Source organism: Proteus mirabilis ATCC 29906, from assembly GCF_000160755.1.
Taxonomy (GTDB): Bacteria; Pseudomonadota; Gammaproteobacteria; order Enterobacterales; family Enterobacteriaceae; genus Proteus; species Proteus mirabilis.
Genome location: NZ_GG668580.1, coordinates 46,781 through 71,076, shown reverse-complemented (window position 1 = coordinate 71,076; position 24,296 = coordinate 46,781). Strand labels below are relative to the sequence as shown.

The 24,296-nt window shown below is 40.2% G+C and carries 20 protein-coding genes, 7 tRNA genes and 3 pseudogenes; 6 read left to right on the top strand and 24 right to left on the bottom strand.

Annotated elements, in window-relative coordinates:
* Positions 1–37 precede the first annotated feature (37 nt).
* Positions 38–931 (bottom strand): amino acid ABC transporter substrate-binding protein, encoded by an 894-nt coding sequence (locus HMPREF0693_RS13590; RefSeq protein WP_004246040.1) that lies wholly within the window; start codon positions 929–931, stop codon positions 38–40.
* Between the two features lie 356 nt (positions 932–1,287).
* Here HMPREF0693_RS13590 and HMPREF0693_RS13585 point away from each other — a divergent pair, with 356 nt between their 5' ends.
* From HMPREF0693_RS13585 to HMPREF0693_RS13570, 4 genes are all read left to right on the top strand, one after another.
* Positions 1,288–1,677, top strand: a complete 390-nt coding sequence (locus HMPREF0693_RS13585) for a hypothetical protein (protein ID WP_004246039.1) — start codon at positions 1,288–1,290, stop codon at positions 1,675–1,677.
* 80 nt (positions 1,678–1,757) lie between these two features.
* Complete coding sequence (locus HMPREF0693_RS13580) at positions 1,758–3,794, top strand: protein-disulfide reductase DsbD family protein (protein WP_004246038.1); 2,037 nt, start codon at positions 1,758–1,760, stop codon at positions 3,792–3,794.
* Positions 3,794–4,525 carry a DsbA family protein gene (locus tag HMPREF0693_RS13575; protein ID WP_004246037.1) on the top strand — a complete coding sequence of 244 codons (732 nt, stop codon included), beginning with the start codon at positions 3,794–3,796 and terminating at the stop codon, positions 4,523–4,525. The genes HMPREF0693_RS13580 and HMPREF0693_RS13575 overlap by 1 nt, the downstream gene beginning before the upstream one ends.
* Entirely contained in the window at positions 4,525–5,028 is a 504-nt protein-coding gene (locus HMPREF0693_RS13570) for a protein disulfide oxidoreductase (protein ID WP_004246036.1), read from the top strand. Before HMPREF0693_RS13575 ends, HMPREF0693_RS13570 begins: the two co-directional genes overlap by 1 nt.
* Before the next feature lie 8 nt (positions 5,029–5,036).
* Here HMPREF0693_RS13570 and HMPREF0693_RS13565 read toward each other — a convergent pair whose 3' ends face one another.
* The 6 genes from HMPREF0693_RS13565 to miaB all read right to left on the bottom strand — a co-directional run bounded on the left by HMPREF0693_RS13565 (position 5,037) and on the right by miaB (position 11,260).
* Positions 5,037–5,720: a hypothetical protein gene (locus tag HMPREF0693_RS13565; protein WP_004246035.1), complete on the bottom strand. Its 684-nt coding sequence runs from the start codon at positions 5,718–5,720 to the stop codon at positions 5,037–5,039.
* A 76-nt stretch (positions 5,721–5,796) separates the two neighbouring features.
* The gene (lnt, locus tag HMPREF0693_RS13560; protein WP_017827458.1) at positions 5,797–7,320 is read right to left on the bottom strand and encodes an apolipoprotein N-acyltransferase; all 1,524 of its coding nucleotides are present in this window, start codon (positions 7,318–7,320) and stop codon (positions 5,797–5,799) included.
* A 7-nt stretch (positions 7,321–7,327) separates the two neighbouring features.
* A complete protein-coding gene (gene corC, locus HMPREF0693_RS13555; RefSeq protein ID WP_004246033.1) occupies positions 7,328–8,209 on the bottom strand; it encodes a CNNM family magnesium/cobalt transport protein CorC in 882 nt (293 codons plus the stop codon).
* Positions 8,210–8,279: 70 nt separating this feature from the next.
* Complete coding sequence (ybeY, locus tag HMPREF0693_RS13550) at positions 8,280–8,747, bottom strand: rRNA maturation RNase YbeY (protein ID WP_004246032.1); 468 nt, start codon at positions 8,745–8,747, stop codon at positions 8,280–8,282.
* A complete protein-coding gene (locus tag HMPREF0693_RS13545; protein ID WP_004246031.1) occupies positions 8,740–9,801 on the bottom strand; it encodes a PhoH family protein in 1,062 nt (353 codons plus the stop codon). The genes ybeY and HMPREF0693_RS13545 overlap by 8 nt, the downstream gene beginning before the upstream one ends.
* Positions 9,802–9,829: 28 nt before the next feature.
* On the bottom strand, positions 9,830–11,260 hold the full coding sequence (gene miaB / locus HMPREF0693_RS13540) for a tRNA (N6-isopentenyl adenosine(37)-C2)-methylthiotransferase MiaB (protein ID WP_004246028.1): 1,431 nt from the start codon (positions 11,258–11,260) through the stop codon (positions 9,830–9,832).
* A 212-nt stretch (positions 11,261–11,472) separates the two neighbouring features.
* On the opposite strand from miaB, the pseudogene ubiF reads away from it, so the two are divergent.
* Positions 11,473–12,661 (top strand): annotated as a pseudogene (gene ubiF, locus HMPREF0693_RS13535) (3-demethoxyubiquinol 3-hydroxylase).
* 48 nt (positions 12,662–12,709) lie between these two features.
* On the opposite strand, the gene fghA reads toward ubiF, so the two are convergent.
* The 13 genes from fghA to nagB form a co-directional block, all read right to left on the bottom strand.
* On the bottom strand, positions 12,710–13,540 hold the full coding sequence (fghA, locus tag HMPREF0693_RS13530; protein WP_004246025.1) for an S-formylglutathione hydrolase: 831 nt from the start codon (positions 13,538–13,540) through the stop codon (positions 12,710–12,712).
* 53 nt (positions 13,541–13,593) lie between these two features.
* The gene (locus tag HMPREF0693_RS13525) at positions 13,594–14,706 is read right to left on the bottom strand and encodes an S-(hydroxymethyl)glutathione dehydrogenase/class III alcohol dehydrogenase (RefSeq protein WP_004246024.1); all 1,113 of its coding nucleotides are present in this window, start codon (positions 14,704–14,706) and stop codon (positions 13,594–13,596) included.
* A 19-nt stretch (positions 14,707–14,725) separates the two neighbouring features.
* Positions 14,726–15,001, bottom strand: coding sequence for a formaldehyde-responsive transcriptional repressor FrmR (gene frmR, locus HMPREF0693_RS13520; RefSeq protein WP_004246023.1), 276 nt, complete (start codon positions 14,999–15,001; stop codon positions 14,726–14,728).
* 262 nt (positions 15,002–15,263) lie between these two features.
* Positions 15,264–15,348, bottom strand: a tRNA-Leu gene (locus tag HMPREF0693_RS13515).
* Between the two features lie 51 nt (positions 15,349–15,399).
* Positions 15,400–15,474, bottom strand: a tRNA-Gln gene (locus tag HMPREF0693_RS13510).
* Positions 15,475–15,477: 3 nt separating this feature from the next.
* A tRNA-Met gene (locus HMPREF0693_RS13505) sits at positions 15,478–15,554 on the bottom strand.
* Between the two features lie 44 nt (positions 15,555–15,598).
* Positions 15,599–15,673, bottom strand: a tRNA-Gln gene (locus HMPREF0693_RS13500).
* A gap of 44 nt (positions 15,674–15,717) precedes the next feature.
* Positions 15,718–15,792, bottom strand: a tRNA-Gln gene (locus HMPREF0693_RS13495).
* Positions 15,793–15,817: 25 nt separating this feature from the next.
* Positions 15,818–15,902 (bottom strand) — tRNA-Leu (locus HMPREF0693_RS13490).
* An 8-nt stretch (positions 15,903–15,910) separates the two neighbouring features.
* A tRNA-Met gene (locus HMPREF0693_RS13485) sits at positions 15,911–15,987 on the bottom strand.
* 413 nt (positions 15,988–16,400) lie between these two features.
* A complete protein-coding gene (gene nagC / locus HMPREF0693_RS13480; RefSeq protein WP_004246020.1) occupies positions 16,401–17,633 on the bottom strand; it encodes a DNA-binding transcriptional regulator NagC in 1,233 nt (410 codons plus the stop codon).
* 9 nt (positions 17,634–17,642) lie between these two features.
* Positions 17,643–18,806 (bottom strand): N-acetylglucosamine-6-phosphate deacetylase, encoded by a 1,164-nt coding sequence (gene nagA, locus HMPREF0693_RS13475; RefSeq protein WP_004246019.1) that lies wholly within the window; start codon positions 18,804–18,806, stop codon positions 17,643–17,645.
* Between the two features lie 122 nt (positions 18,807–18,928).
* The gene (gene nagB / locus HMPREF0693_RS13470; protein ID WP_004246018.1) at positions 18,929–19,735 is read right to left on the bottom strand and encodes a glucosamine-6-phosphate deaminase; all 807 of its coding nucleotides are present in this window, start codon (positions 19,733–19,735) and stop codon (positions 18,929–18,931) included.
* Between the two features lie 387 nt (positions 19,736–20,122).
* Between nagB and nagE the strand changes: the two genes are divergently transcribed.
* Entirely contained in the window at positions 20,123–22,126 is a 2,004-nt protein-coding gene (gene nagE, locus HMPREF0693_RS13465; protein WP_004252221.1) for an N-acetylglucosamine-specific PTS transporter subunit IIBC, read from the top strand.
* A 227-nt stretch (positions 22,127–22,353) separates the two neighbouring features.
* Here the strand turns inward: nagE and HMPREF0693_RS13460 are convergent, their stop codons facing one another.
* The 4 genes and pseudogenes from HMPREF0693_RS13460 to HMPREF0693_RS19590 form a co-directional block, all read right to left on the bottom strand.
* Complete coding sequence (locus tag HMPREF0693_RS13460; protein ID WP_036932466.1) at positions 22,354–23,355, bottom strand: tyrosine-type recombinase/integrase; 1,002 nt, start codon at positions 23,353–23,355, stop codon at positions 22,354–22,356.
* A complete protein-coding gene (locus HMPREF0693_RS13455; protein WP_004246013.1) occupies positions 23,312–23,557 on the bottom strand; it encodes an excisionase in 246 nt (81 codons plus the stop codon). Before HMPREF0693_RS13455 ends, HMPREF0693_RS13460 begins: the two co-directional genes overlap by 44 nt.
* A 34-nt stretch (positions 23,558–23,591) precedes the next feature.
* Positions 23,592–24,194 (bottom strand): annotated as a pseudogene (locus HMPREF0693_RS13450) (MT-A70 family methyltransferase).
* Positions 24,191–24,296 (bottom strand): annotated as a pseudogene (locus HMPREF0693_RS19590) (SAM-dependent methyltransferase); the annotation flags it as partial. The pseudogenes HMPREF0693_RS13450 and HMPREF0693_RS19590, both read right to left, overlap by 4 nt.

Here is a 24,296-nt window from a genome sequence, read left to right as displayed (position 1 = left end):
TAATTATTAATTTTGCATCAATTACTTATATGCATTGTTAGTTCAATGCTTTATCATTTGGTGATGCAAACAGTGCTTTCATTTCATCCGAGATAGTGAATTCTAAATTGAGGTTTTTCGGTGGAATTGGGGCATTAAACCAACGATTGAACGATTTTTCTGCTGCGCCAGATTTTTGCGCATTAGCAATGGTTTCATCAATTAACGACTTAAATTGTGTATCACCTTTGCGTAACATACAGCCATAAGCTTCTTCCGATTGAGGTGTTCCCACAATCTCCCATAACGCAGGTTTTTTCGCTTTAGCACGTTCACCCGCTAATAAGGCGTCATCCATCATAAAAGCAACGGCACGCCCTGATTCAAGTGTACGGAATGAGTCGCCATGATCTTTTGCGCTAATAATGCGCATATTCATTTTTTTCTCATCATTGAGCTTGTTGAGTAACATTTCAGATGTGGTGCCTGACGTAACAACCACATTTTTGCCCGCAAGATCAGCAAAATCTTTAATTCCACTGTCTTTTTTCGCAAGTAAACGTGTACCAACAATAAAAATAGTATTCGAGAAATCAGCTTGTTGTTGGCGAGCGAGATTATTGGTCGTTGAGCCACACTCAAAGTCAAATGTACCATTTTGTAATAGTGGAATTCGATTCTGAGAAGTGATAGGGATAAGACGAACTTGTAGGTTAGGTTTGCCTAATTTTTCTTTTACTGCCTCAACAATCAGGTTGGAATAGTCTTGAGAGTATCCGACCACTTTTTGTTGATTATCGTAGTATGAAAAAGGAACAGAGGATTCACGATGACCAACAATAATAATATCGTTATCGTTGATTTTTTTTAAGGTACCAGTGAGTTCTTCTGCTTGCACAGCTCCTGCAGCCCCTAAAATCATTAATGATAATGCTAGTTTACGCATGCGCATAATAACTCCTGTCGTGGTGATATTGATGTGTTGCTTTGTGTTACTTTTTTGTTTTAATTTGTTTTGATAATGTTAATAAATAGAACAAATAACATACGGTTGGGAAGTGCCATATTCCAAATACGAGAGCTATCTCTCAATAAAAGGATGAAATAAAAAATTGTTCAATGTTTTTTGGAAGTGATTTTCAATATTTAAAATTATTATGGTAATAACCATGAGAAGTTAAAGGTTAAAAAGAACAAAGAAGAAAAAGGCGTTAATCTAAAAAAGAAAAGAATTTGTAAAGTTTATCTTAAGGAGTTGTTTGTCTGTAGATTACCGTTAAGATAGCAGGTCAACAAATGAGGAAATCTATGCATAATTGGCGGTCAGGTCGCTGGCTAGTGTTGATAACAGTATTGCTGATCTTGTGTTGTATTGTTCAGCGCTCTATGGGGGCTCATGTGATTAGTGAGCGCTTAGCATCTGCTGTTTCGCAAACACAGTCCTCATTCTCGACGCCAATTGCAGAGCAACAAAATGCAAGTGAAGGGAAATATTCACTTTCAACCTGCGAATTAAGTGCTAAATCACTCTTATCGATTCCTCCTTTAGCGATTGAACCGCTTTTTTATACTTGGGCGGTATTACTTTTATTTGGTATGGCTGCCATTTATGTTTCTCGTCAACGTAGCCAGAAAAAACAACATCACCCACCTCCACGAATAAGGCTTCACCTTCATTACTGTATTCTAAGGGATTAGTAGCGCTTTAACTCAATAATACGTCTTATATTGAGGCGTTGTTTTATGTGTAGCGTTAGAGGATTTTTTAGGGAGTTGCTATGGTTCGTTCTTTTTTAATAGCATTGATGTTGATGCTATTTTCATTATCTTCATTAGCCGCCGATACAGGTTGGCTAACTATGCCAGACAATGATCATGCTCAGGTTAGGGCTACGGCTGACAAGTCATCGACAGGCGATGTTAAAATATTGCTTGAGGTGCAATTAGCGCCGGGCTGGAAAACATATTGGCGCTCTCCCGGAGAAGGTGGCGTAGCACCTGAAATTAATTGGACGCAATCTGTGTCTGATATGATATGGCATTGGCCATCACCTTCCGCTTTTGATGTCGCAGGTATTCATACCCAAGGTTACGATAAAGAAGTCGTCTTCCCCATTGAACTAAAATCTGTCGATAGCGATAACTTAAATGGGGTATTAACACTTTCAACCTGTAGTAATGTCTGTATTTTAACTGATTACTCATTAAATCTGGATTTAAACGAGCCTGCTCCCGCTGATTTTGAATGGCAATATAATCAAGCCATGGCCAAAGTACCTGTGACAAGTGGATTAATTTCTGCTGTTTCATCTGATTATCGAAATAGTCAATTAACCCTCTCATTACAACGAGAACAAGGTGACTGGCATCAACCTAATATTTATCTCGATCCACCACAAGGAATGCTATATGGCATTCCACAGTTAACAGCAAAAGGTGATCATTTATCTGTTACTGTCGATGTAACCGATGATTGGGGAGACGCTGCAGGTGACATTGTAGGAAAACCACTCTCCTTTGTTGTGACTGACGATGGCTATTCACGTCAAGTCAATGACACTATAGGCCAAGGCGATAGCGTATCTCTGCCTACTGCTGACTCGGGGGTTGGATTATGGAGTATTTTAGCCTTTGCGCTGTTAGGGGGCTTAATTCTTAATTTAATGCCTTGTGTGTTACCTGTTTTGGCAATGAAATTGGGCTCAATTCTTCATATCGAAAAACGTGATACAGGGGCTATTCGTAAACAGTTTTCTGTTTCTGTTGTGGGAATTTTAGTGTCATTCTGGGCCTTAGCGCTGTTTATGACCGTATTACGCTACAGCCAAGAAGCAATAGGTTGGGGCATACAGTTTCAAAGCCCTTGGTTTATTGGCTTTATGGTGCTGATCACGGCTATTTTTACCGCTAATTTATTTGGCCTATTTGAATTACGTTTATCAAGTAATATGAATACCAAAATAGCGACAGCAGGAGGCCAAGGTTATAGTCGACATTTCTGGGAAGGGGCTTTTGCTACATTGCTTGCCACACCGTGTTCTGCCCCATTCTTGGGGACTGCGGTTGCTTATGCATTGATAGCACCATTAAGTGAGTTATGGTTAATTTTCACCGCATTAGGTCTTGGAATGAGTTTACCATGGATCATGGTTGCTATGTTTCCATCAATTGCCAAAGTGTTGCCAAAACCCGGTAAATGGATGAATCGCCTAAGAGTTGTTTTAGGCTTTATGATGTTGCTATCTTGTATTTGGCTGATCACTTTATTGATCCCCCATTTTGGTATTGGCATTGTTGCGGCTATTTTTGTGGCTATCGCCCTGATCTTGCTTTTTGCTATTGCTAAACATTACGGCAAAAAAACGCTATTTGCTTCAATGGTGATCACCCTTATTTTAGGTGGTACAAGCTATCTATTTATTGCTCAGCCTGATACTCAGACCTTGGCGGGGCAAGATCAGGTGAATTGGCAACCACTCTCAGAAGAGGCTATCCATCAAGCGTTAGCTGAAAATAAACGGGTGTTTATTGATGTTACTGCAGATTGGTGTGTTACCTGCAAAGCAAATAAATACAATGTATTATTACGCGATGATGTGCAAAAGGCACTTTCAGAGCCTGATGTTGTCGCATTAAGAGGGGATTGGACGAAACCGTCAGAACAGATCACCCAATTTTTAAAACAGCGCGGTCAAGTCGCCGTGCCGTTTAACCAGATTTATGGACCATGTAACAAGGAGGGGGAGATCCTACCGCCTCTTTTAAATAAAGATCTAATGTTAACTATTCTTTCAGAGGCTAAAGGAGCCCAATAATGAAAAAAACACTTTCTGCACTGGTTATCTCTTCGTTACTTTTTGGTGCAAATGTTCAAGCCGCTGCCTTGAATGCAGCTCAAGAAAAAGAAGTACGTGCATTAGTTCGTGATACTTTAGTGAGTAATCCTGAGATTTTGGAAGAAGCTATCATGGCATTGCAAACTAAGAAGGCAGATGAGCAACAAGCACAGTTCCGTCAAGCATTGGCCTCTGAACATGATGCATTATACAACGATGCGGCAAGTCCACGTATTGGCGCTAAAGATGCTAAGTTAGTGTTAGTGTCGTTCACTGATTATAACTGCCCGTATTGCAAACGCTTTGACCCATTATTAGAAAAGATCACCGAACAATACCCTGATGTGGCGGTTATCATTAAACCATTACCATTTAAAGGTGAAAGCTCTGCTAAAGCCTCTCAGGCGGTGCTTTCTGTCTGGAAAGAAGATCCAAAAGCATTCTTAGCACTTCATCAACGTTTGATGCAGAAGAAAACGATGCTAGATAATGCAAGTATTGAAGATGCAATGAAGAGCACTAATACTAGCAAAATTAAGTTAACTGATGACAGCTTAAAAACGTTGCAAAATAACTTAGAGCTTTCTCGTAAACTGGGTATTCAAGGTACGCCAGCGACGGTAATTGGTGATACTATTTTACCGGGTGCTGTTGATTATGATCAGTTAGAAATTATTGTGAAAGAACAACTGGCGAAAGTGAAAAAATAATGGCAAATCGTTTACGAAAATGGGGTAAAGAATTAGTTATTCTCGCCCTTATTTTTGTGGCTATTTCATTTGCTATGGACTGGTGGCGTCAACCAACGCCACCAGAACTTACTGATTTATCTACGCTTTATACAGTTGATGATAAACCAGTCTCATTGATTGCCCTTAGCCAAGAGAAACCATTACTGATCTATTTTTGGGCGAGTTGGTGTGGCATTTGTAAGTTAACTACACCGACGGTAAATGATTTAGCACAACAGGGTTATAATGTTACGTCTGTAGTTATCCTCTCTGGTGATGATGCCAAAATAATACGTGGCATTAACTCCAAGCAACTAGTTTTTCCGGTTATTAATGATGATAGAGGGGCTATTTCTCAACGTTGGGGGATAAGTGCTACACCTTCTTTTGTTATTCTCTATAAAGGTGAAATGGTGCACTTTACAAGTGGCTGGACATCCTCTTGGGGATTAAAACTTAGGTTATGGTGGGCTTCAATTTAACTTGTTTATCAGAGTTTAAATGAAGAAAAAATAATGCCAGGTAGGCTGACAATAAAATCGATTATCTCATAGACAAGTTTTTTACGTCTGCGTTTTATTTTTGCTTCTTGGCTACCTTGAACAATTAATTCCTTTTCATTGTAAGTGCGTTTTGAGGTATTAATATGTATTGGTACAATATTAATAGGAATAACGATTTGATTATTCTTATTGGCTGGTGTTAATTGAGCTAATGTCCAACCATATTGATGTTGTTTATCTCCAAACGCATTTTTCTGGATAATACGACCGTAATAATCTTTACGAAAACCTTTTTCTTCATTATCGCTGGAAATCTGATGGGCATGTTGCCAATAAGGTAAAACATCTGTTGGTGATTGAATGAGTTTCGATAGTGCTGGTGGGTCAAGTGGGATCATATTGAGACGTTTAGAGCTTGCTTCTTGTTTTTGCTCATAGGCTCTCGCTGTTTGCCAATGTAAAGGCACAATTGTTTCATCTTCAATAATTTGATGAATCGAACTGGGTTGTTTTGATAATACCCAGCCAAATTCATTTTGTTGATTAAACATTTGGCGCTTGATCCATTTAGTTTCTTTATCTTTACGAAATCCTTTTGTTTCATTATCGGCAGATATTTTTTTCGCTCTTTGCCAAATAATATCAAGAATATATTCAGGGTAATGGATCATTGAAAAGTCCTTTTATTAGAAAAGCCCTTACTTAATTAATTGTTTTAAGATTAATTGAGCAGGGCTTTATTTAACATTAAGAACGACGCTTAATAAAAGCAAGAATTAAAAATACCCCTGCTAAAATCCACACTGGATAACTCCCCATTTTATAATAAGGTGTTGATCCTGTTGTGGGTGTCATTTTTTCAGCTAATGCACCTGCTTCAAATTGTGGAAGCTGGGCAATAACATCACCATTAGCAGCAATAAAGGCGGTAATGCCGTTATTAGTTGAACGTAATAATGGGCGTCCTAACTCTAATGAACGCATTCTAGCCATTTGAAAATGTTGCCATGGACCAATTGAATTACCAAACCAAGCATCATTTGAAATAGTTAATAAGAAACGTGTATCCGGCTTAAAGTTAGCACGAACTTGTTCTCCAAGAATAATTTCATAACAGATGGCGGCGGTTATTTTGGCATCATTTACCGTCAGTTGAGGTTGTATATATTCACCTTGGCTTAATGATGACATAGGTAAATTAAAAAATGGCGCTAATGGGCGCAATAAGGACTCTAAAGGGACATACTCACCAAAAGGCACAAGATGATGTTTGTTATAGCGATCTGTTGCCGGATATTGGTAAGCATAGTGTTCACCTAATGTAATAACACTATTATAAAAACGATAGCCTTCTAAGGTGGGACGCGCATCAATAATTCCTGTCATTAGATGCGTGTCTTGTGCTCTTAATTGTTTATCCAATTGCGCTAAAAAGCCTTGTTGCTGAATTTCAACATCAGGGATAGCTGACTCAGGCCAAATAATTAAGTTTGCTTTACCGATAAAAGGGCGACTTAAGGTGAGATAGGTGTTTAACGTACTTTCTAAAGTACCGGGTTGCCATTTTAATGATTGCGCGATATTGCCTTGAACTAAGGCAATTTCTTGTGTTTCATCAGTTAAAGGTTGATACCATTGATAAGATTTAAAGCTGATAGGTAAGAGTAATAATATTGCTCCGATCACCGCACTATATAGTGATTTACGATAGATAGCGACAGCAATAAGTCCACTAATTATGGTCAGCAAAAAGGTTATCATGGTGACACCAAAAATAGGTGCAATACCTTTTAATGGGCCATCAATTTGGCTATAACCAAATTGTAACCACGGAAACCCTGATAACACCCAACCTCTTAAAAATTCAGTGAGTTGCCATACAGCGGGAGCCGCAAAGACAAAACGCCAAACGGTAGGTTTAGGAAAGAACTTGTTTAATAATCCGGCAAATAGGGCGGTATAAAGCGATAAGTAAAGGGCTAACAATATGACTAAGAAAATATTGATAGCAAATGGCATTCCCCCAAAATCAGCAATGCTGACATATACCCAGTTTACACCACTACCAAATAATCCAAATCCCCAGGCAAAACCAAGCCATACCCCTTGTCGTGTGGTTCGTTGCGTTATTATCAGTAGCAAACCTGATAAAGAAATTAACGCTGCAGGCCAGAAATCAAAGGGAGAAAACGCGAGTGTGCCACTGGCACCGAAAAAAACCGCCAGTAGGGTGCGAACCCACTGGCGGTTTAATAAAGAGAAATTATTCATTAATATCCTACACATCATTACCTAGTTCAGGTACAGGCGCATCGTCAGGAATGTGCACATAAACCTGAATAATTTTACGGCTATCAGCCATAACAACTTTAAATTGGTAATTATCAATGGTAATAGTTTCACCTCTAGCAGGAAGATGACCGAAGGCTTGCATAACTAAACCACCAATCGTATCGACTTCTTCATCACTAAAGTGAGTACCAAATGCCTCATTAAAATCTTCTATTTGGGTTAATGCTCTCACTGAGTAGGTATGGCGACTTAATGGACGAATATCAATATCATCCTCATCATCATACTCATCTTCAATTTCGCCGACGATAAGTTCAAGAATATCTTCAATCGTGACCAAACCAGAAACACCACCAAATTCATCAATGACAATAGCCATATGATAGCGTTGCGAACGGAACTCTTTTAGTAAGCGGTCAACGCGTTTACTTTCTGGTACAACGACAGCAGAACGTAAAACTTTGTCTATACTAAATGGCTCAGCACCAGTACGCATAAATGGCAATAAATCTTTTGCCATTAATAAGCCTTCAATATGATCTTTGTCTTCACTGATGACAGGAAAGCGAGAGTGCGCTGAATCAATAATCACATCAAGGCACTCATCAAGGGTTTGATTGCGTTTTAATGTGACGATTTGCGAGCGGGGGATCATAATATCCCGTACACGCTGTTCAGCGATATCCATTACCCCCTCTAACATATCACGGGTATCAGGATCGATTAATTCTTTCTGTTCAGAATCGCGGATAAGCTCCATCAGATCATCACGATTTTTAGGTTCACCGTGGAATAACTGATTAAGCAATGTGAGAAACCCCTTTTTAGGACCAGGGTTATCGTTACTCGAAGATTGGTCGTCGCTCATGGCGTTTTAACTATTTTTCCTCATTGAATGGTTATTAGATATAGTATTTATCATAAAATAAAGAGAACTGTTACTCTTTTTCAATCAAATAGGGATCTTCATAACCTAATTTTTGTAAGATTTCTGTCTCTAAACCTTCCATTTCTTCAGCTTCATCATCTTCAATATGATCATAGCCTAAAAGGTGCAGACAACCATGGATAACCATGTGTGCCCAGTGCTCTTCAACAGTTTTATTTTGCTCATCGGCTTCTTTTTCAACGACCTGACGACAGATAATTAAATCACCCAGTAAAGGTAATTCCACTTCAGGCGGTGCTTCAAAAGGAAAAGAAAGTACATTAGTTGGTCTATCTTTTCCACGATAAGTCAGGTTTAACTCATGACTTTCCGCTTCATCAACGATACGGATAGTCACTTCACTAATAGGCTGAAATTGCGGTAGTACGGCTTCCAGCCAAGTGATGAATTGGGCTTCACTCGGAAGCCCTTGTGTATTTTCAGTGGCAACTTGTAAATCAAGAATCACTTCACTCATGATTTTCTCTCTGCAGTCTCTCTTTTTCTGCTTTAATTGCTTGGCGGCGTTTTTGATCTTCAACTTCCCAAGCTTCATATGCGACAACAATCTTAGCAACCACAGGATGGCGAACCACGTCTTCACTATGGAAGAAGTTAAAGCTTAAATCATCGACATTAGATAGCACTTCTATGGCATGACGCAATCCGGATTTATGGCCTCGAGGAAGGTCGATTTGCGTGATATCACCTGTGATGACCGCTTTAGAGTTAAAACCGATACGCGTTAAAAACATCTTCATCTGTTCGATTGTGGTGTTTTGACTTTCATCGAGAATAATAAATGCGTCATTGAGTGTACGACCTCGCATATAAGCTAAAGGGGCCACTTCAATCACATTACGCTCTATCAGTTTCTCAACTTTTTCAAAACCTAACATCTCGAATAACGCATCATAAAGTGGTCGTAAATACGGATCGACTTTTTGGCTTAAATCGCCGGGTAAAAAACCGAGCTTTTCACCCGCCTCTACCGCAGGGCGAGTCAGTAAAATACGGCGTACTTCTTGACGCTCAAGGGCATCGACAGCGGCAGCAACAGCCAGATAGGTTTTCCCTGTACCTGCAGGCCCGATACCAAAAGTAATATCGTGAGTTTGGATATTGGCAATATATTGCGCTTGGTTAGGCGTACGTGGTTTTATCACGCCGCGTTTAGTGCGAATATTGGTCGATTTCCCAAATTCAGGCACATGCTCATCACTTTGCTCAAGCACTCGGCTCTCTTTGATGGCAAGGTGAATTTGCTCAGGGTCGATATCGGGTATCACACCTTTAATGGGTGAGGTTTCCACATACAGATGTCGCAAAATTCCTGCAGCTGCATTCACATTCAGTGATTTACCCGTTAGTTTAAAACGGTTATCACGGTGATTGATCTCGATACCTAAACGGCGTTCAAGTTGCTTAATATTGTCGTCAAATGGGCCACATAAACTCATTAAACGGTCATTATCTGCGGGCTCTAAGAAAATCTCTTGGGTCGCTACCTGTGTATGGGCTATTACTGTCACTGAGTATCCTTTTGTTAAGTCTGATCAATTAAGGTTGGTAAACACCTACACCTAATTCATCTTCTTTACGAGTACGGGCAATAACGGATTCTGGTGATTCATGGATACGTAAATCCATTTGATCTTCCGTTCTGACCACTTTACCACGCAATGAGTTAGCGTAAACGTCAACAATTTCGACATCAACGAATTTACCAATCATATCCGGTGTACCTTCGAAGTTAACCACGCGGTTATTTTCGGTACGACCTGAAAGTTCCATCACATTTTTACGTGAAGGGCCTTCTACAAGAATACGTTGTACGCTGTTAAGCATGGCACGGCTGTAGTTCATTGCTTGCTGATTAATGCGCTGTTGTAACAGATATAAACGCTGTTTCTTCTCTTCTTCACTCACATCATCAGGTAAATCAGCCGCAGGGGTTCCTGGACGGGCTGAATAGATAAAGCTAAAGCTCATATCAAAGTTTACATCCGCAATTAATTTCATGGTTTTTTCGAAATCATCTTGCGTTTCACCTGGGAAACCAATGATAAAGTCTGAGCTTATCAGAATATCAGGGCGTGCTTTGCGTAATTTACGAATAATGCTCTTATATTCAAGAGCTGTATGATTACGCTTCATTAAGGTTAAAATACGATCTGATCCGCTTTGTACTGGTAAGTGTAAGAAGCTAACCAATTCAGGGGTATCTTCATAAACCGCAATAATATCGTCAGTAAACTCAATAGGGTGGCTGGTAGTAAAACGAATACGATCAATACCATCAATCGCTGCCACTAGGCGCAGTAATTCTGCAAAGCTACAGATTTGCCCGTCAAAGGTTTCACCACGATAAGCATTGACGTTTTGACCTAATAGATTAACTTCGCGTACCCCTTGAGCGGCCAGTTGTGCGATTTCAAATAGAATATCATCACAAGGGCGGCTGACTTCTTCACCACGCGTATAAGGCACTACACAAAATGAGCAGTATTTATTACAGCCTTCCATGATAGAAACAAATGCAGAAGGGCCTTCAGCACGAGGTTCAGGTAGACGGTCAAATTTTTCAATTTCAGGGAAACTGATATCGACCACTGGGCTTTTGGTGCCTTTTACCTGATTAATCATTTCTGGTAAGCGGTGTAAGGTTTGTGGTCCGAAGATAATATCGACACACTGCGCACGTTGACGAATGTATTCACCTTCTTGAGAGGCAACACAACCACCAACGCCGATGATAATATCAGGTTTATTATCTTTAAAATTTTTCCAACGTCCTAACTGATGAAAGACTTTTTCTTGTGCTTTCTCACGGATAGAACAGGTATTTAGCAGTAGAATGTCCGCATCTTCGGCGACATCGGTTAACTGATAACCGTGGGTGCTTTCGAGTAGGTCTGCCATTTTAGATGAATCGTACTCATTCATCTGGCAGCCCCAAGTTTTAATGTACAGTTTTTTTATCGTCGACATTGTATAAATCCGGTATTTACAGTGAGATAATAGCTAATCACTGAAAAACGTTGCGTGTAATAAGCCAATAAGGCGGTTATTGTAGTCATTTGTGTGGTCAGTGACTAGAGTCAGTCGGCGCTAATTCTTTCTGGCGTTCAGTTTTGCTTATTTCTAATAAACTGATATAGCGCTTACCTATTATTTTTAAAGCAATGAGTTATGGCATAACAATGATGAGAAATGTAAAAAACGATTTTGATGCAGTCATTGCCGGTGGTGGCATGATTGGCGCAGCCGTTGCCATTGGGCTGGCGCAAGAAGGGTTGCGTGTTGCAATGGTAGAACGGCAATCTCCAGCACCTTTTGATGCCTCATCTCATCCTGATATTCGTATTTCTGCGATCAGCTGCGCGTCCGTTAGTTTATTAAAACAGCTAGGTGCATGGCAACATGTTTTAGCGATGCGCAGTGCGCCATACCTAACCCTCGAAACATGGGAAGAAGATAATGCCCATGTTATTTTTGATGCCAAAAGTCTTGGTTTACCTGAATTAGGTTATATGGTTGAAAATCGCATTTTGCAATTGGCATTGTGGCAAGAAGCAGAACGTTATAGCAATATCACTTTATTATGCCCAAATAGTCTAAGTAACATGAAATACTTAGATAATAAATGGCAAGTCACGCTTGCTGATGGTCAGGAAATCACCACTCAGTTAGTTGTAGGAGCCGATGGGGCTAATTCGCAAGTGCGTCAAATGGCGGGGATTGGCAGTAATGGTTGGCAGTATCGTCAATCCTGTATGTTAATCACCGTGAAAACGCAATTACCACCAGAAAAAGGTACATGGCAACGCTTTTACCCTTCAGGGCCACGGGCTTATTTGCCTCTGTTTGATAATTGGGCTTGCTTAGTTTGGTATGATTCTCCGCAGAGAATTAGAAAGCTACAAACGATGTCAATGGCACAGTTAGAAAAAGAAATCGAACATGCTTTCCCTGAACGCTTAGGCAAAGTGACACCTATTGCAGCAGGCTCTTTCCCATTAACTCGTCAGCATGCTAGTCGTTATGTTGATAATGGTGTGATTTTAGTGGGGGATGCGGCACATACTATTAATCCATTAGCAGGACAGGGGGTTAACCTCGGTTATCGTGATGTGGATTGCTTGCTTAATTTAGTGGCGCAAGCGAAACAGCATTTTGAACCTTGGCATTCAATGGCATTGTTAAAAAAATAATCAGCGCCGTCGTATGCCTGATAATATGCTGATGCAGGCAGGAATGGATCTCTTTTACCACGCTTTTAGCCATCAATTACCAGGCTTAAAATTAGCCAGAAATATCGGATTATTAGCGGCGCAGCATGCAGGAAAAGCGAAAGAAGCCGCGCTACGTTATGCTTTAGGGATTAAATGATGAGCAATGCGATGATCTGAATTGTCTTCATCGATCATCGCATTAGGTTTAAGCCTTTAAGTGCTTAGCATGAAAGGCTATATGTTCACCGATAAAACTCGCGACAAAATAGTAACTGTGGTCGTAGCCTTGATGTAAATTTAAACAGCACGCAAACTGTTTTTTATCACACACTTGTGCTAAACGTTCTGGCTGTAGTTGCTGTTGGTAAAAAGGATCATCAAGACCGACATCCACTCGTATGGGCACTGTCTGTTGTGTTTTATTCAGTAATTCAATCGTGTCATATTGTTGCCATTGTGCCATATCGTCGCCTAAATAAGCGCTGAAGGCTTTTTGTCCCCAAGGGACTTGGGTTGGTGCAACAATGGGTGAAAACGCTGAAATACTGCAATAGCGAGACAAATTACGCAAACCAATCATCAATGCACCATGTCCCCCCATTGAATGTCCACTAATAGCACGTCGCTCATTGGCAGGAAAATGTGTCTCAATCAATTTAGAGAGTTCATTAACAATGTAGTCATACATTTTATAATGACTATTCCAAGGTGCTTGTGTGGCATTCAGATAAAAACTAGCACCTTGTCCTAAATCATAAGCACTATCATCAGCCACATTTTCACCACGAGGGCTAGTATCAGGTACCACTAAAATAACACCGTGTTGCGCAGCATATTGCTGTGCTCCGGCTTTGGTAATGAAGTTTTGTTCATTACAAGTTAATCCAGATAACCAATATAAAACCGGATATTTTTGCCCATCTTCCATAGGCGGGAGATAGATAGCAAATTTCATCTCACAATTGAGGGTGGTAGAGGTGTGTTGATAAACCTCTTGCCAACCGCCAAAACAGGCATGGCGTTCAATGTTGTTCATTTTGACTCCTTAACAACAAAGTCAGACCTATTTGATAATAGGCCTGAGAGTGATTAATCGAAATGAATAACAGTTCTAATTGATTTACCTTCATGCATTAAATCAAAGGCTTCATTTATTTTTTCAAGAGGTAAAGTGTGGGTCACAAAAGGTTTGAGTTCGATTTTCCCATTCATTGCATCTTCAACCATATTGGGTAGTTGGCTACGACCTTTTACTCCGCCAAATGCAGTCCCTTTCCATGAACGACCTGTGACGAGTTGGAAAGGGCGTGTTGAGATCTCTTGTCCTGCCCCCGCAACACCAATAATGATAGATTGCCCCCAACCACGGTGAGCACTCTCTAGAGCGGCTCTCATCACATTGACGTTACCAATACACTCAAAAGTATGATCAACGCCCCACTGAGTCATTTCAACCAGTACTTCTTGAATAGGTTTGTCATAATCATTGGGATTTAAACAGTCTGTGGCACCAAATTGGCGTGCTAATGCAAATTTTTCAGGATTAGTATCAATCGCAAAAATACGGCCTGCTTTGGCTTGTCTAGCGCCTTGCAGTACAGCAAGACCAATGCCACCTAAACCAAATACAGCCACCGAGTCACCTTCTTGTACTTTTGCCGTATTATGTACAGCACCAATACCTGTTGTCACGCCACAACCAAGTAAGCAGACTTCTTCATGGTTGGCTTGTGGATTGATTTTAGCGAGTGATACTTCAGCTACTACCGTATACTCACTAAAGGTAGAGCAACCCATATAGTGATAAATAGGTTGTCCATTATAGGAAAAGCGCGTTGTGCCATCAGGCATTAAGCCTTTACCTTGGGTTGCTCTTACTGCTACACAGAGATTCGTTTTGCCTGATTTACAAAATAGGCATTCGCCACATTCTGCTGTATAGAGAGGGATCACGTGATCACCCGGTTTGACACTGGTGACGCCTTCACCTACTTCAACCACCACCCCCGCGCCTTCATGACCTAAAATGGCCGGGAAAACACCTTCAGGATCATCACCTGAAAGGGTAAAGGCATCAGTATGGCATACGCCAGTGTGACTAATTTTAATCAATACCTCACCTGCTTGAGGTGGCATCACATCAACTTCAACAATTTTTAAAGGCTCTCCTGGTCCAAAGGCGACCGCAGCACGAGATTTCATAATGATATCCTTGTTGTTATTAGCGCAGGTAAGTGCGTATTAGTGAGATTGCATCATCAACGGAATTTTTTTGATCTTCAGGAGAAGCGACGGCATCCATTAGACCTTCACGTAAATGACTTTCGAGTACGCCCGCCATCAGGCCATTGATAGCACCCCGAATGGCAGCAATTTGCTGTAAAACTTGGCCGCATTCATTTTCGTTTTCAAGGGCGGTTTCTAATGCCAAAATTTGCCCTTTGATTTTTCTTACACGGGTTAACGCGGCTTTTTTTTCTGCTGGTGAGTGTGGCATATATAATCCTTAAATATACTATGGGGGAGTATAGTATTGGTATGAATATATGTACAGCTTGATCAAAAAATAACGTTACGATGAGTCTATGTAGATTATCGAGCAAACAATGATAACTATGAGAGTAATGAGGAAATAGACAAGGCGTCAGCGTATTGATAAAGGGTGAGAGAGAGGGGATATTTAAGGCTAAAAACAAAAAAGACCCGCCATAGCGAGTCTTGTTTGTTGATTTTATTTAGTGTTTGACACTATTAATCAATGGTGCGGGAGGCGAGACTTGAACTCGCACACCTTGCGGCGCCAGAACCTAAATCTGGTGCGTCTACCAATTTCGCCACTCCCGCAACAACCTTTGAGAAAAAAAGACTCGTTTAACGAGTCTCTCTTTCAGAATATGGCTGGGGTACCTGGATTCGAACCAGGGCATGCCAGGATCAAAACCTGGTGCCTTACCGCTTGGCGATACCCCAAAATGGTGGCTATGACGGGATTCGAACCTGTGACCCCAACATTATGAGTGTTGTGCTCTAACCAGCTGAGCTACATAGCCAATAGGAGATAATTTCTCACTATTTATTGAATTTAGCAGAAATATGGCTGGGGTACCAGGATTCGAACCTGGGAATGCCAGGATCAAAACCTGGTGCCTTACCGCTTGGCGATACCCCATCCGCTAATTCAATTGTCAACACGCATATTATCTATCAGGAAAATGGCTGGGGTACCTGGATTCGAACCAGGGTATGCCAGGATCAAAACCTGGTGCCTTACCGCTTGGCGATACCCCACCTGATAAATTGACGACGGTTAAAATGGTGCGGGAGGCGAGACTTGAACTCGCACACCTTGCGGCGCCAGAACCTAAATCTGGTGCGTCTACCAATTTCGCCACTCCCGCAAAAAAGATGGTGGCTATGACGGGATTCGAACCTGTGACCCCAACATTATGAGTGTTGTGCTCTAACCAGCTGAGCTACATAGCCATCTTTTTTTGCATAACCTTCGTCGGCGTTGCGGGGCGCATTATGCGTATTACAGACAAATCCGTCAACTGCTTTTTGCATTAATTTTCGAGAAAAGTGTTCGTTTGCTCGCTGGTTAATCATTTTGTCGAAAAAAGATCCAAAAAACAACCTTATTGATGAAAAATCTTACTAAGTAAATAACAACAGATTGTCTGAATAAAAAGAAAAAACAGCCTAATAGGTGATAATTTGATAGCACAGGGAAGGGGATATTGCGGTGTGGTGGTGACATAATAAAACAACGCACAGTTATTTTAGCTGCACGTTGTTTTTTAAACAAAGATGACTGGTTGAAATTTATCCTAAAATTAATCTTAATTGAGATAAATAACAGCCTTCATTTAAAAATCCGTTTTATTGTAACAAAAAGATTATTTGTCGAATAAATATTGTAGTAACTCTCCATTAAGCATTGCTCGCTTGGTAAGTGCAAATGCCCCAATGGCTGAGCGATGATCAAGTTCGGAGATAACAACAGGAAGCGCTTCTCTAAACTCTTTTAATACTTGGGTATTAATGCAACTTTGGATCGACGGTAGTAATATTTCAGCCGCTTCGGTCACTTCTCCTGCCAGAACCACTTTTTGTGGGTTAAATAGGTTAATTGCAATGGCGATGGCTTTACCTAGATGAAGACCCACTTGTTTAATGGTTTCAACAGCGAGGGGATCGTTTTTTACCGCTGCATCGCATATATCTTGAATTTGGCATTGTGTTGCAGATAAATGCTGGCTGGGATAGCCTTGTTCAAGTTGGTAGCGGACTTTAGCTTCTATTGCGCTATTGGACGCAATGGTCTCTAAACAACCAAAGTTACCACAGTGGCAACGCTCTCCTAATGGATCTATTTGGATATGACCAATTTCACCAAGATTACCACGCTGGTTGAGCAAAATTTTGTTGTTGATAATAACACCAGCCCCTGCGCCACGATGAATACGAACCAAGATAGAATCTTCACAATCTCTGGTGGCACCAAAATAGTTTTCTGCTAAGGCGAGACTCCGAATATCATGGCCCGCATAGCAAGGCAGATCAAAGTGTTTTTCTAAGTTATCAACGAGTGCCCAGTTATTTACCTTCATATGAGGCATATAGTGGACAATGCCTTTATTAGGATCAACTAACCCGGGCAAGATAATTGAAATTGAAATAAGCTCATTAATACGACGTTGATTTTGTTTAATAAAATCATCAATAGCATTAATAAGCAAGGTTTCAACTTCTTGTTGGGTACTTTGTTCTAAAGGGTAGTGTTGCTCTACTAAGGCTTTACCACTGAGATCATAAAGAGCAACAGTGGCATCATTGCGTCCTAATCGGACGCTGACGGTATTAAAACGGCGATGTTCCACAACAATGGATATTGCGCGACGACCTCCGGTTGAAGCCTGTTGATCAACTTCTTTAATCAAGCCACGTTCAAGAAGCTGACGAGTAATTTTAGTGACACTGGCAGGGGCGAGTTGGCTCTGTTCGGCGATTTGAATACGAGAAATCGGCCCGTGTTGATCAATGAGCCGATATACAATCGCACTGTTAAGTTGCTTAACAAGATCGATATTGCCAATTTGCGTTTCAGTGTTGTTGTGACTCATCAGCATTTACATCCATTAGTTATCTGTTATTTCAATACCATTGACAAATGTTGTGCAAAGGTTGAAGTCCTTATCAAAAGAAGCAATATTTGCTATTTTACCTGCTTCAATTGTACCGAGTTCGTTATCTGCACCAATCGCACGGGCAGGGTAAAGTGTTGCCATACGTAATGTTTCATCTAATGGAATACCAACATGAAGTACACTATTTTTAATAGCGTCAATCATCGTGAGTGATGAACCACTTAATGTACCGTCCGCATCCACACACAGCCCATTGCGATAATATATCGTTTTTCCAGCAAAAACGAAGCTATCCATCTCATTTTTATTTGGATCAAGCCCCGCAGGAGCTGTCGCATCTGTCACTAATAACAGTTTTTCACCTTTTAAGCGCTTACTGTTACGGATATTTGCCCATGAAACATGTAAACCATCGGCAATGATCCCTGCGTAAACCTCAGGGGTATCATAAATTGCCCCTACAAGACCCGGGCCACGACCTGAAATATAAGGCATTGCATTATAAAGGTGAGTCGACAATGAAATACCGTTACGAAAGCCTTTACGCGCTTCTTCATAGGTGGCATTTGAGTGGCCTGCAGAAACAACAATACCTGCTGTGATTAATTGACGAACATATTTTTCATCGACCATTTCTGGTGCGAGTGTAATTTTAGCGATGACATCAGCGTTATCACACAAATAGTCAATCATCTGTGCACTTGGTTGACGAATAAATTGAGGATCATGTGTCCCTTTTTTAATGATATTGATATAAGGGCCTTCTAAATGTAATCCCAACACTTTATTTTGGTGTTTTTGCATATAAGCGCGAGTTGCTTCAATGCCTATTTTCATCAATTCATCAGAACAGGTAATTAATGTTGGTAAATAGCTAGTACAGCCTAAGCGTTCATTGGCTTTTTGCATAATCTCTAGCGTTTTTACTGTGACATTTTCCGCGGTGTCATTAAATTGTACACCGCCACAGCCATTGACTTGTAAATCAATAAAACCGGGGGAGACAATCGCACCTTGCATATCACGAGTGGCTATATCTTTTGGTAGTTGATCCTGTGGGCAAACCTGCTCAATACGTGACCCGTTAATAATAATGGCGTGATCTTCTAAACGGTCATAACCTGTATAAATAACAGCATTTGTTAAGGCAAACATACCTTTGTCTCCTAATATAAGGGAAGTCAATCTAAAAAACCGATATCAGCCAGCAAATTCTGGCTGATAAGTAAGAGAGCTTAGTTTTCCACTACTTATCGTAGGTACTTAATTTACTAAACTTAATCTTGGTATTGCTGGCGCTCTTGCGCTTCAATTTGTTGAAAATAACGCAGTGTTTTCACACGCAGTTCCATTGTCGCCGGATCATCACAGACTAAAATTGCTTTAGGGTGTAATTGCACGCAAGAGATAGTCCATAGATGATTAACAGCACCTTCTGTTGCCACCTGTACTGCTTGAGCCTTATTGATGCCAGTCGCTAAAATCATTAACTCTTCTGCATCTAATAATGTCCCTACACCGACAGTTAGCGCATATTTAGGTACTTTATTGATATCGTTGTCGAAGAATCGTGAATTAGCGAGACGAGTATCTTCAGTCAGCGTTTTCATCCGTGTACGAGAAGAGAGTGATGAGGCGGGTTCATTAAAAGCGATATGACCATCATTACCAACACCTCCCATAAACAGATTGATTTTGCCATAAGACTTTATTTTCGCCTCATAACGTGCACATTCTGCTTGTGGATCTGTTGCATTACCGTTTAATAAATTGATATTTTCATCTTTAATATCAATATGATTAAAAAAGTTCTCATACATAAAAGTACGATAACTTTGTGGGTGATCTGCTGGAATGCCAACATATTCGTCCATATTGAAGGTGACAACATGCTGGAAACTTACTTTACCTGCACGATGTAATTCAATTAGCGCTTTGTACGTTGCTAATGGCGTACCACCAGTAGGTAAACCAAGAACAAAAGGACGATCGGCGCTTGGCGCAAATGCGTTGATTTTCTCAACGATATAATTAGCCGACCATTTTCCCACTTGCTGTGCCGTGGATAGGGGGATTAACCTCATAATAACCTCATAGAAAAAAGACAAATCTGACAATCAAGTTACATACTATTTCAATGCGTGATTATCAGTGACTCATCTATAACACGAATTGCTTTTCATTTTTAGTCAATGAAGACATCAATCCTTCAAAAGATATTTTTAATCATAAAATAAGCTTTCTGACTTAGCCAGCATTTAAGCTAAAAAATATCCTATATAGGTGACTTTAATCACAAATTAGCACTAATTAATTTGCGATACAAAATAATTTTTTTAGACTAAAAATGGAATTAAATAATTAACTCATCAATAAATATAAATGAGTATAAATAAGATCCCAAATAGGGGTTATCCAAGGGGGAGTGTGTGAATATTTTAAGTTATCTGCAAAAGATAGGACGGGCATTGATGGTGCCCGTTGCGACATTGCCTGCTGCAGCAATTCTGATGGGAATAGGCTACTGGATTGATCCGGTAGGCTGGGGAAACGATAATGCGCTAGCTGCTTTACTGATCAAATCAGGTGCTGCCATTATCGATAATATGTCAGTATTGTTTGCGATAGGTGTTGCTTATGGTATGTCAAAAGACAAAGACGGGGCGGCGGCCTTAACTGGCTTTGTCGGCTTTTTAGTGGTGACTACACTTTGTTCACCTGCTGCGGTATCGATGATCAAAGGTCTACCACTTGCAGAAGTGCCTGTGGCTTTTGGTAAAATAAACAACCAGTTTGTCGGTATTCTGGTTGGGGTACTTTCAGCTGAGCTGTATAACCGCTTTAGCAGTGTCGAATTACCTCGTGCATTATCATTTTTTAGTGGTCGTCGCTTAGTGCCGATCCTCACGTCATTCTTGATGATTATCGTCGCCTTTATTCTAATGTATATCTGGCCGGTAATTTACGGCGGCTTAGTGAGCTTTGGTGAAAGCATTAAAGATATGGGGGCTTTGGGCGCCGGTATTTATGCTTTCTTTAACCGCCTATTAATTCCTGTTGGTTTACACCATGCGCTGAACTCTGTGTTCTGGTTTGATGTGGCAGGTATTAATGATATTCCTAACTTCCTTGCTGGTCAGCAAGCGATTGATGCGGGCTTGGCAACGGTCGGTGTGACAGGACGTTATCAAGCAGGTTTCTTCCCAGTTATGATGTTTGGTTTACCAGGGGCAGCACTGGCTATTTATCATTGTGCGCGCAAAGAGCATAAAGCAAAAGTTGCCGGTATCATGATGGCTGGGGCATTTGCGGCATTCTTTACGGGGATCACTGAACCGCTTGAATTCTCCTTTATGTTTGTTGCTCCAGTGCTTTATGTTATTCACGCATTCTTAATGGCGATTTCTGTTTATATTGCCGCAAGTATGGAGTGGATTTCAGGCTTTGGCTTTAGTGCGGGCCTTGTGGATATGTTCTTATCTTCACGCAACCCTCTGGCGGTTAAATGGTATATGTTGATTGTGCAAGGTATCGCATTCTTCTTCATTTACTATGGTATTTTCCGTTTCACTATTACTAAATTTAACCTGAAAACACCGGGTCGTGAAGATGAAGTGGCGGGGGATGAAACCGCAGACGGCTATGATGAAGATATCAAAGCCGTCCCCACTAATAGCAAAGAAGCAGTGCAACAAGAAGCACGTCAATATATCGCTGCAGTTGGTGGCTCAGATAACTTAACTGGTATTGATGCTTGTATTACTCGTTTACGTTTAAATGTAAAAGATGCCAGTGTAGTCAACGATGCTTACGCAAAACACCTAGGTGCTTCAGGGGTTATTCGCTTAAATAAACAGAGTGTTCAAGTGATTGTGGGCACACGGGCTGAAATCGTTGCGAGTGCCATGCGTGATGTATTAGCACAAGGCCCAGTTGCCGCTTATGCTGGTAGACATACAGATAACGCGGTATCGACAGAAAAAACATCAGAAAAACAGACTAATAATGATGCCAAAGTCATTCTTGAAATGGTCGCGCCATTTGATGGTGAAGTGGTTGCATTAAAAGATGTGCCTGATGAAGCTTTCTCAAGCGGTGTCGTGGGAGATGGTCTTGCTATTAAACCCACATCAAATATTGTGATGGCACCTGCTGCCGGTACGGTAGTAAAAATCTTTGATACTAACCACGCATTTTGCATTGAAACGGATAACGGTGTTGAGATTATCGTCCATATGGGGATTGATACGGTCGCATTAGGAGGAAAAGGCTTTAAACGTCTGGTTGAAGAAGGTACAGAGGTTAAACTCGGCCAGCCTATCTTAGAGCTAGATCTTGAGTATTTAAACACTAATGCTAAATCAATGATAAGTCCGGTTATCATCAGTAATATCGATGACTTTGATAAAGTGAGTGATATTGCATCCGGTCAAGTGACGGCAAATAACACCATAATATATAAAGTATTAAAATAAATATCATATAGATATTTAATCCTCTATAAAGAGATGGTTAAATAAGACGATAAAACGGGGAGTGTTGTCTACTTCCCGTTTTTTTATCCCTATCTTGATAAATATCTCTGCGCTCTCTTTCGCTAGGGTATTTATGAAACCTGCTTATTGGATTATAGTGGTGTTCGTTTTTTTGTATTATAAATCAATATCATACATATCGATACTCACAATCACTCACTATTAACTCACAATTCAACGTAGCCATTACCTCTATCATCAAGGTATTTATCTGTCATTCTCATAGATTTGTGGCCAAGTATTTTCTTTGCAAACTCAGCACTTTTTTCTTCTTCATATAATCTTGCAGATAAACTTCTAATTTCATGAAATGTTGGTTTATTTTCCAAATACTCAGGTAGGGCTTCGATAAACTTACCTCTTAATGTTTTTGCTGTGGTATTGCCACAGATTTTATCTGAGTTCCTATTCATGAGATTTAAAACATCTTTAATAGAATAACCAATAGACTCAAGTCTTAATGAGAGTGGTATTGCTACTTTAGAACCTGTTTTTATTTGGGTGACATACAGCCTATCATTTTTTATATCATCCCACTTCATATTGATAATATCGCTAATGCGCTGAGCTGTAAGGGCCGCTAGTAGAAACATATGCCTATATTTGTCATTTGTGTGCTCCAAGGCGTATTTAAACTCTTCTAGCGATAACCTTGATCGCTGAACGCTTGTTTTTGGCGGCTTTGTCACGGAAACGGGATTTTCCTTTATCACACCATCCGCAATGGCTTCATTAAAAGCATCTAGCATAGTGGACCTTAGTAATTTTGCCATTGCCTTTTTAGGGTACTCTGAAATAAATGTGGCTACATCTCTTGGTGTTACATTCTCAATTGGACAGTCATTAAAGTGTAATTTGATTAACTTTATTCTTGATTCGTAATCGTAGAGCGTCTTCTCTTTTAACCCCCTGCTGTTTACCTTCCCCCTATAAGTATCAAGCCACTCATGCAATGTTACACAGTGAACATTATTAATTCTGTCAACTAATGGCTCTTTAGGTTTATAAATAGCTAAATTGGCTTGTATGGCTTCGGTTATTGCCAATGATTTGTTTGAGCCAACAGAAAATTCCTTTTTAGTTCTTACATCCCTGTAATAGTAAATCCCTTTACGCAAATACAAGTTAGGCGGTAGCCCCTTGTTCTTTGCACTTCTGCTTCTGCCCATTAATTTTCTCCATTAAATATTGCGGTTCCCTTACCATTTTGTCATTTGTTAGAATTGTCCACGGCTCTAACTCATATTCTCTACCAACCTTTTCTGGAGCAGGGTATAACCTACCTTCCTTTATATAGCGAGATAATTGCCGTGGACTTCTAGGTTTGGCGAAATATTTATTATTCCATTCTGATAATGTTATCCGCTTCATTTATTGTTTCTCCTATTTACTTTTTTTATTCCTTTTATATTAATTGAATACTTTCTTCCGCTTTGTCGCCATATACATCTCTATCACCGTATTTCTCTCGAGCAAATAATTCGATGCGAGGAACATCTCCGTATAATTCTTCTAAACGATGATGTACCTCTTTGAGCTTTTAGCTGTGTTCATCTAAGCACAAATAAATAACTTGTCGAACACTTGCAGATTGACGAGGTAATCCATTTCCTCTTGTGGCTATTAAACACATTTCGATATTTTGACGAGTATAATTACCACAATTAATTTTCGTCTCATTATTTAATATTTCCATGAAATCGAAAAAGTCCTCTGGCTGTTTTTTATTTATTCTATCTCCTGCATTTTTATTTAATTTAACCCATGCGAACCCAAACATATTCTTAACTTTAAAATCCCAAGCTTCAGCTAACCTGATAGCCTCGAGTACAAAATTGCCTGTATACCACATGGCAAGAACTGCGTTATCAGATGCAATAGAATGAATAGAGATATGGGTTAAATTGAAGAGGGAGGTTGTTGGATAATGATTTTTAGCAGCACCGTTTGAAACTTTATTTTTGTAATCCCACGGAGGATCACAATAGATAAGGTCGTATTTTTTCATTTAACTTCCTTAAGAAAAGAGATCCAGTGCGTCTTATCATTTTTCCCTACACGTTGTATTGCTGTTGGTTTTTGGTCTGTTAGTGCTAAAATTTGTTTGACA

Excerpts from the sequence above, each read along its gene's own strand:
- HMPREF0693_RS13590 (WP_004246040.1), bottom strand. The coding sequence starts at position 931 with ATGCGCATGCGTAAACTAGCATTATCATTAATGATTTTAGGGGCTGCA.
- HMPREF0693_RS13585 (WP_004246039.1), top strand. The coding sequence starts at position 1,288 with ATGCATAATTGGCGGTCAGGTCGCTGGCTAGTGTTGATAACAGTATTG.
- HMPREF0693_RS13580 (WP_004246038.1), top strand. The coding sequence starts at position 1,758 with ATGGTTCGTTCTTTTTTAATAGCATTGATGTTGATGCTATTTTCATTA.
- HMPREF0693_RS13575 (WP_004246037.1), top strand. The coding sequence starts at position 3,794 with ATGAAAAAAACACTTTCTGCACTGGTTATCTCTTCGTTACTTTTTGGT.
- HMPREF0693_RS13570 (WP_004246036.1), top strand. The coding sequence starts at position 4,525 with ATGGCAAATCGTTTACGAAAATGGGGTAAAGAATTAGTTATTCTCGCC.
- HMPREF0693_RS13565 (WP_004246035.1), bottom strand. The coding sequence starts at position 5,720 with ATGATCCATTACCCTGAATATATTCTTGATATTATTTGGCAAAGAGCG.
- lnt (WP_017827458.1), bottom strand. The coding sequence starts at position 7,320 with ATGAATAATTTCTCTTTATTAAACCGCCAGTGGGTTCGCACCCTACTG.
- corC (WP_004246033.1), bottom strand. The coding sequence starts at position 8,209 with ATGAGCGACGACCAATCTTCGAGTAACGATAACCCTGGTCCTAAAAAG.
- ybeY (WP_004246032.1), bottom strand. The coding sequence starts at position 8,747 with ATGAGTGAAGTGATTCTTGATTTACAAGTTGCCACTGAAAATACACAA.
- miaB (WP_004246028.1), bottom strand. The coding sequence starts at position 11,260 with ATGTCGACGATAAAAAAACTGTACATTAAAACTTGGGGCTGCCAGATG.
- fghA (WP_004246025.1), bottom strand. The coding sequence starts at position 13,540 with ATGAACAACATTGAACGCCATGCCTGTTTTGGCGGTTGGCAAGAGGTT.
- HMPREF0693_RS13525 (WP_004246024.1), bottom strand. The coding sequence starts at position 14,706 with ATGAAATCTCGTGCTGCGGTCGCCTTTGGACCAGGAGAGCCTTTAAAA.
- frmR (WP_004246023.1), bottom strand. The coding sequence starts at position 15,001 with ATGCCACACTCACCAGCAGAAAAAAAAGCCGCGTTAACCCGTGTAAGA.
- nagC (WP_004246020.1), bottom strand. The coding sequence starts at position 17,633 with ATGCTGATGAGTCACAACAACACTGAAACGCAAATTGGCAATATCGAT.
- nagA (WP_004246019.1), bottom strand. The coding sequence starts at position 18,806 with ATGTTTGCCTTAACAAATGCTGTTATTTATACAGGTTATGACCGTTTA.
- nagB (WP_004246018.1), bottom strand. The coding sequence starts at position 19,735 with ATGAGGTTAATCCCCCTATCCACGGCACAGCAAGTGGGAAAATGGTCG.
- nagE (WP_004252221.1), top strand. The coding sequence starts at position 20,123 with ATGGTGCCCGTTGCGACATTGCCTGCTGCAGCAATTCTGATGGGAATA.
- HMPREF0693_RS13460 (WP_036932466.1), bottom strand. The coding sequence starts at position 23,355 with ATGGGCAGAAGCAGAAGTGCAAAGAACAAGGGGCTACCGCCTAACTTG.
- HMPREF0693_RS13455 (WP_004246013.1), bottom strand. The coding sequence starts at position 23,557 with ATGAAGCGGATAACATTATCAGAATGGAATAATAAATATTTCGCCAAA.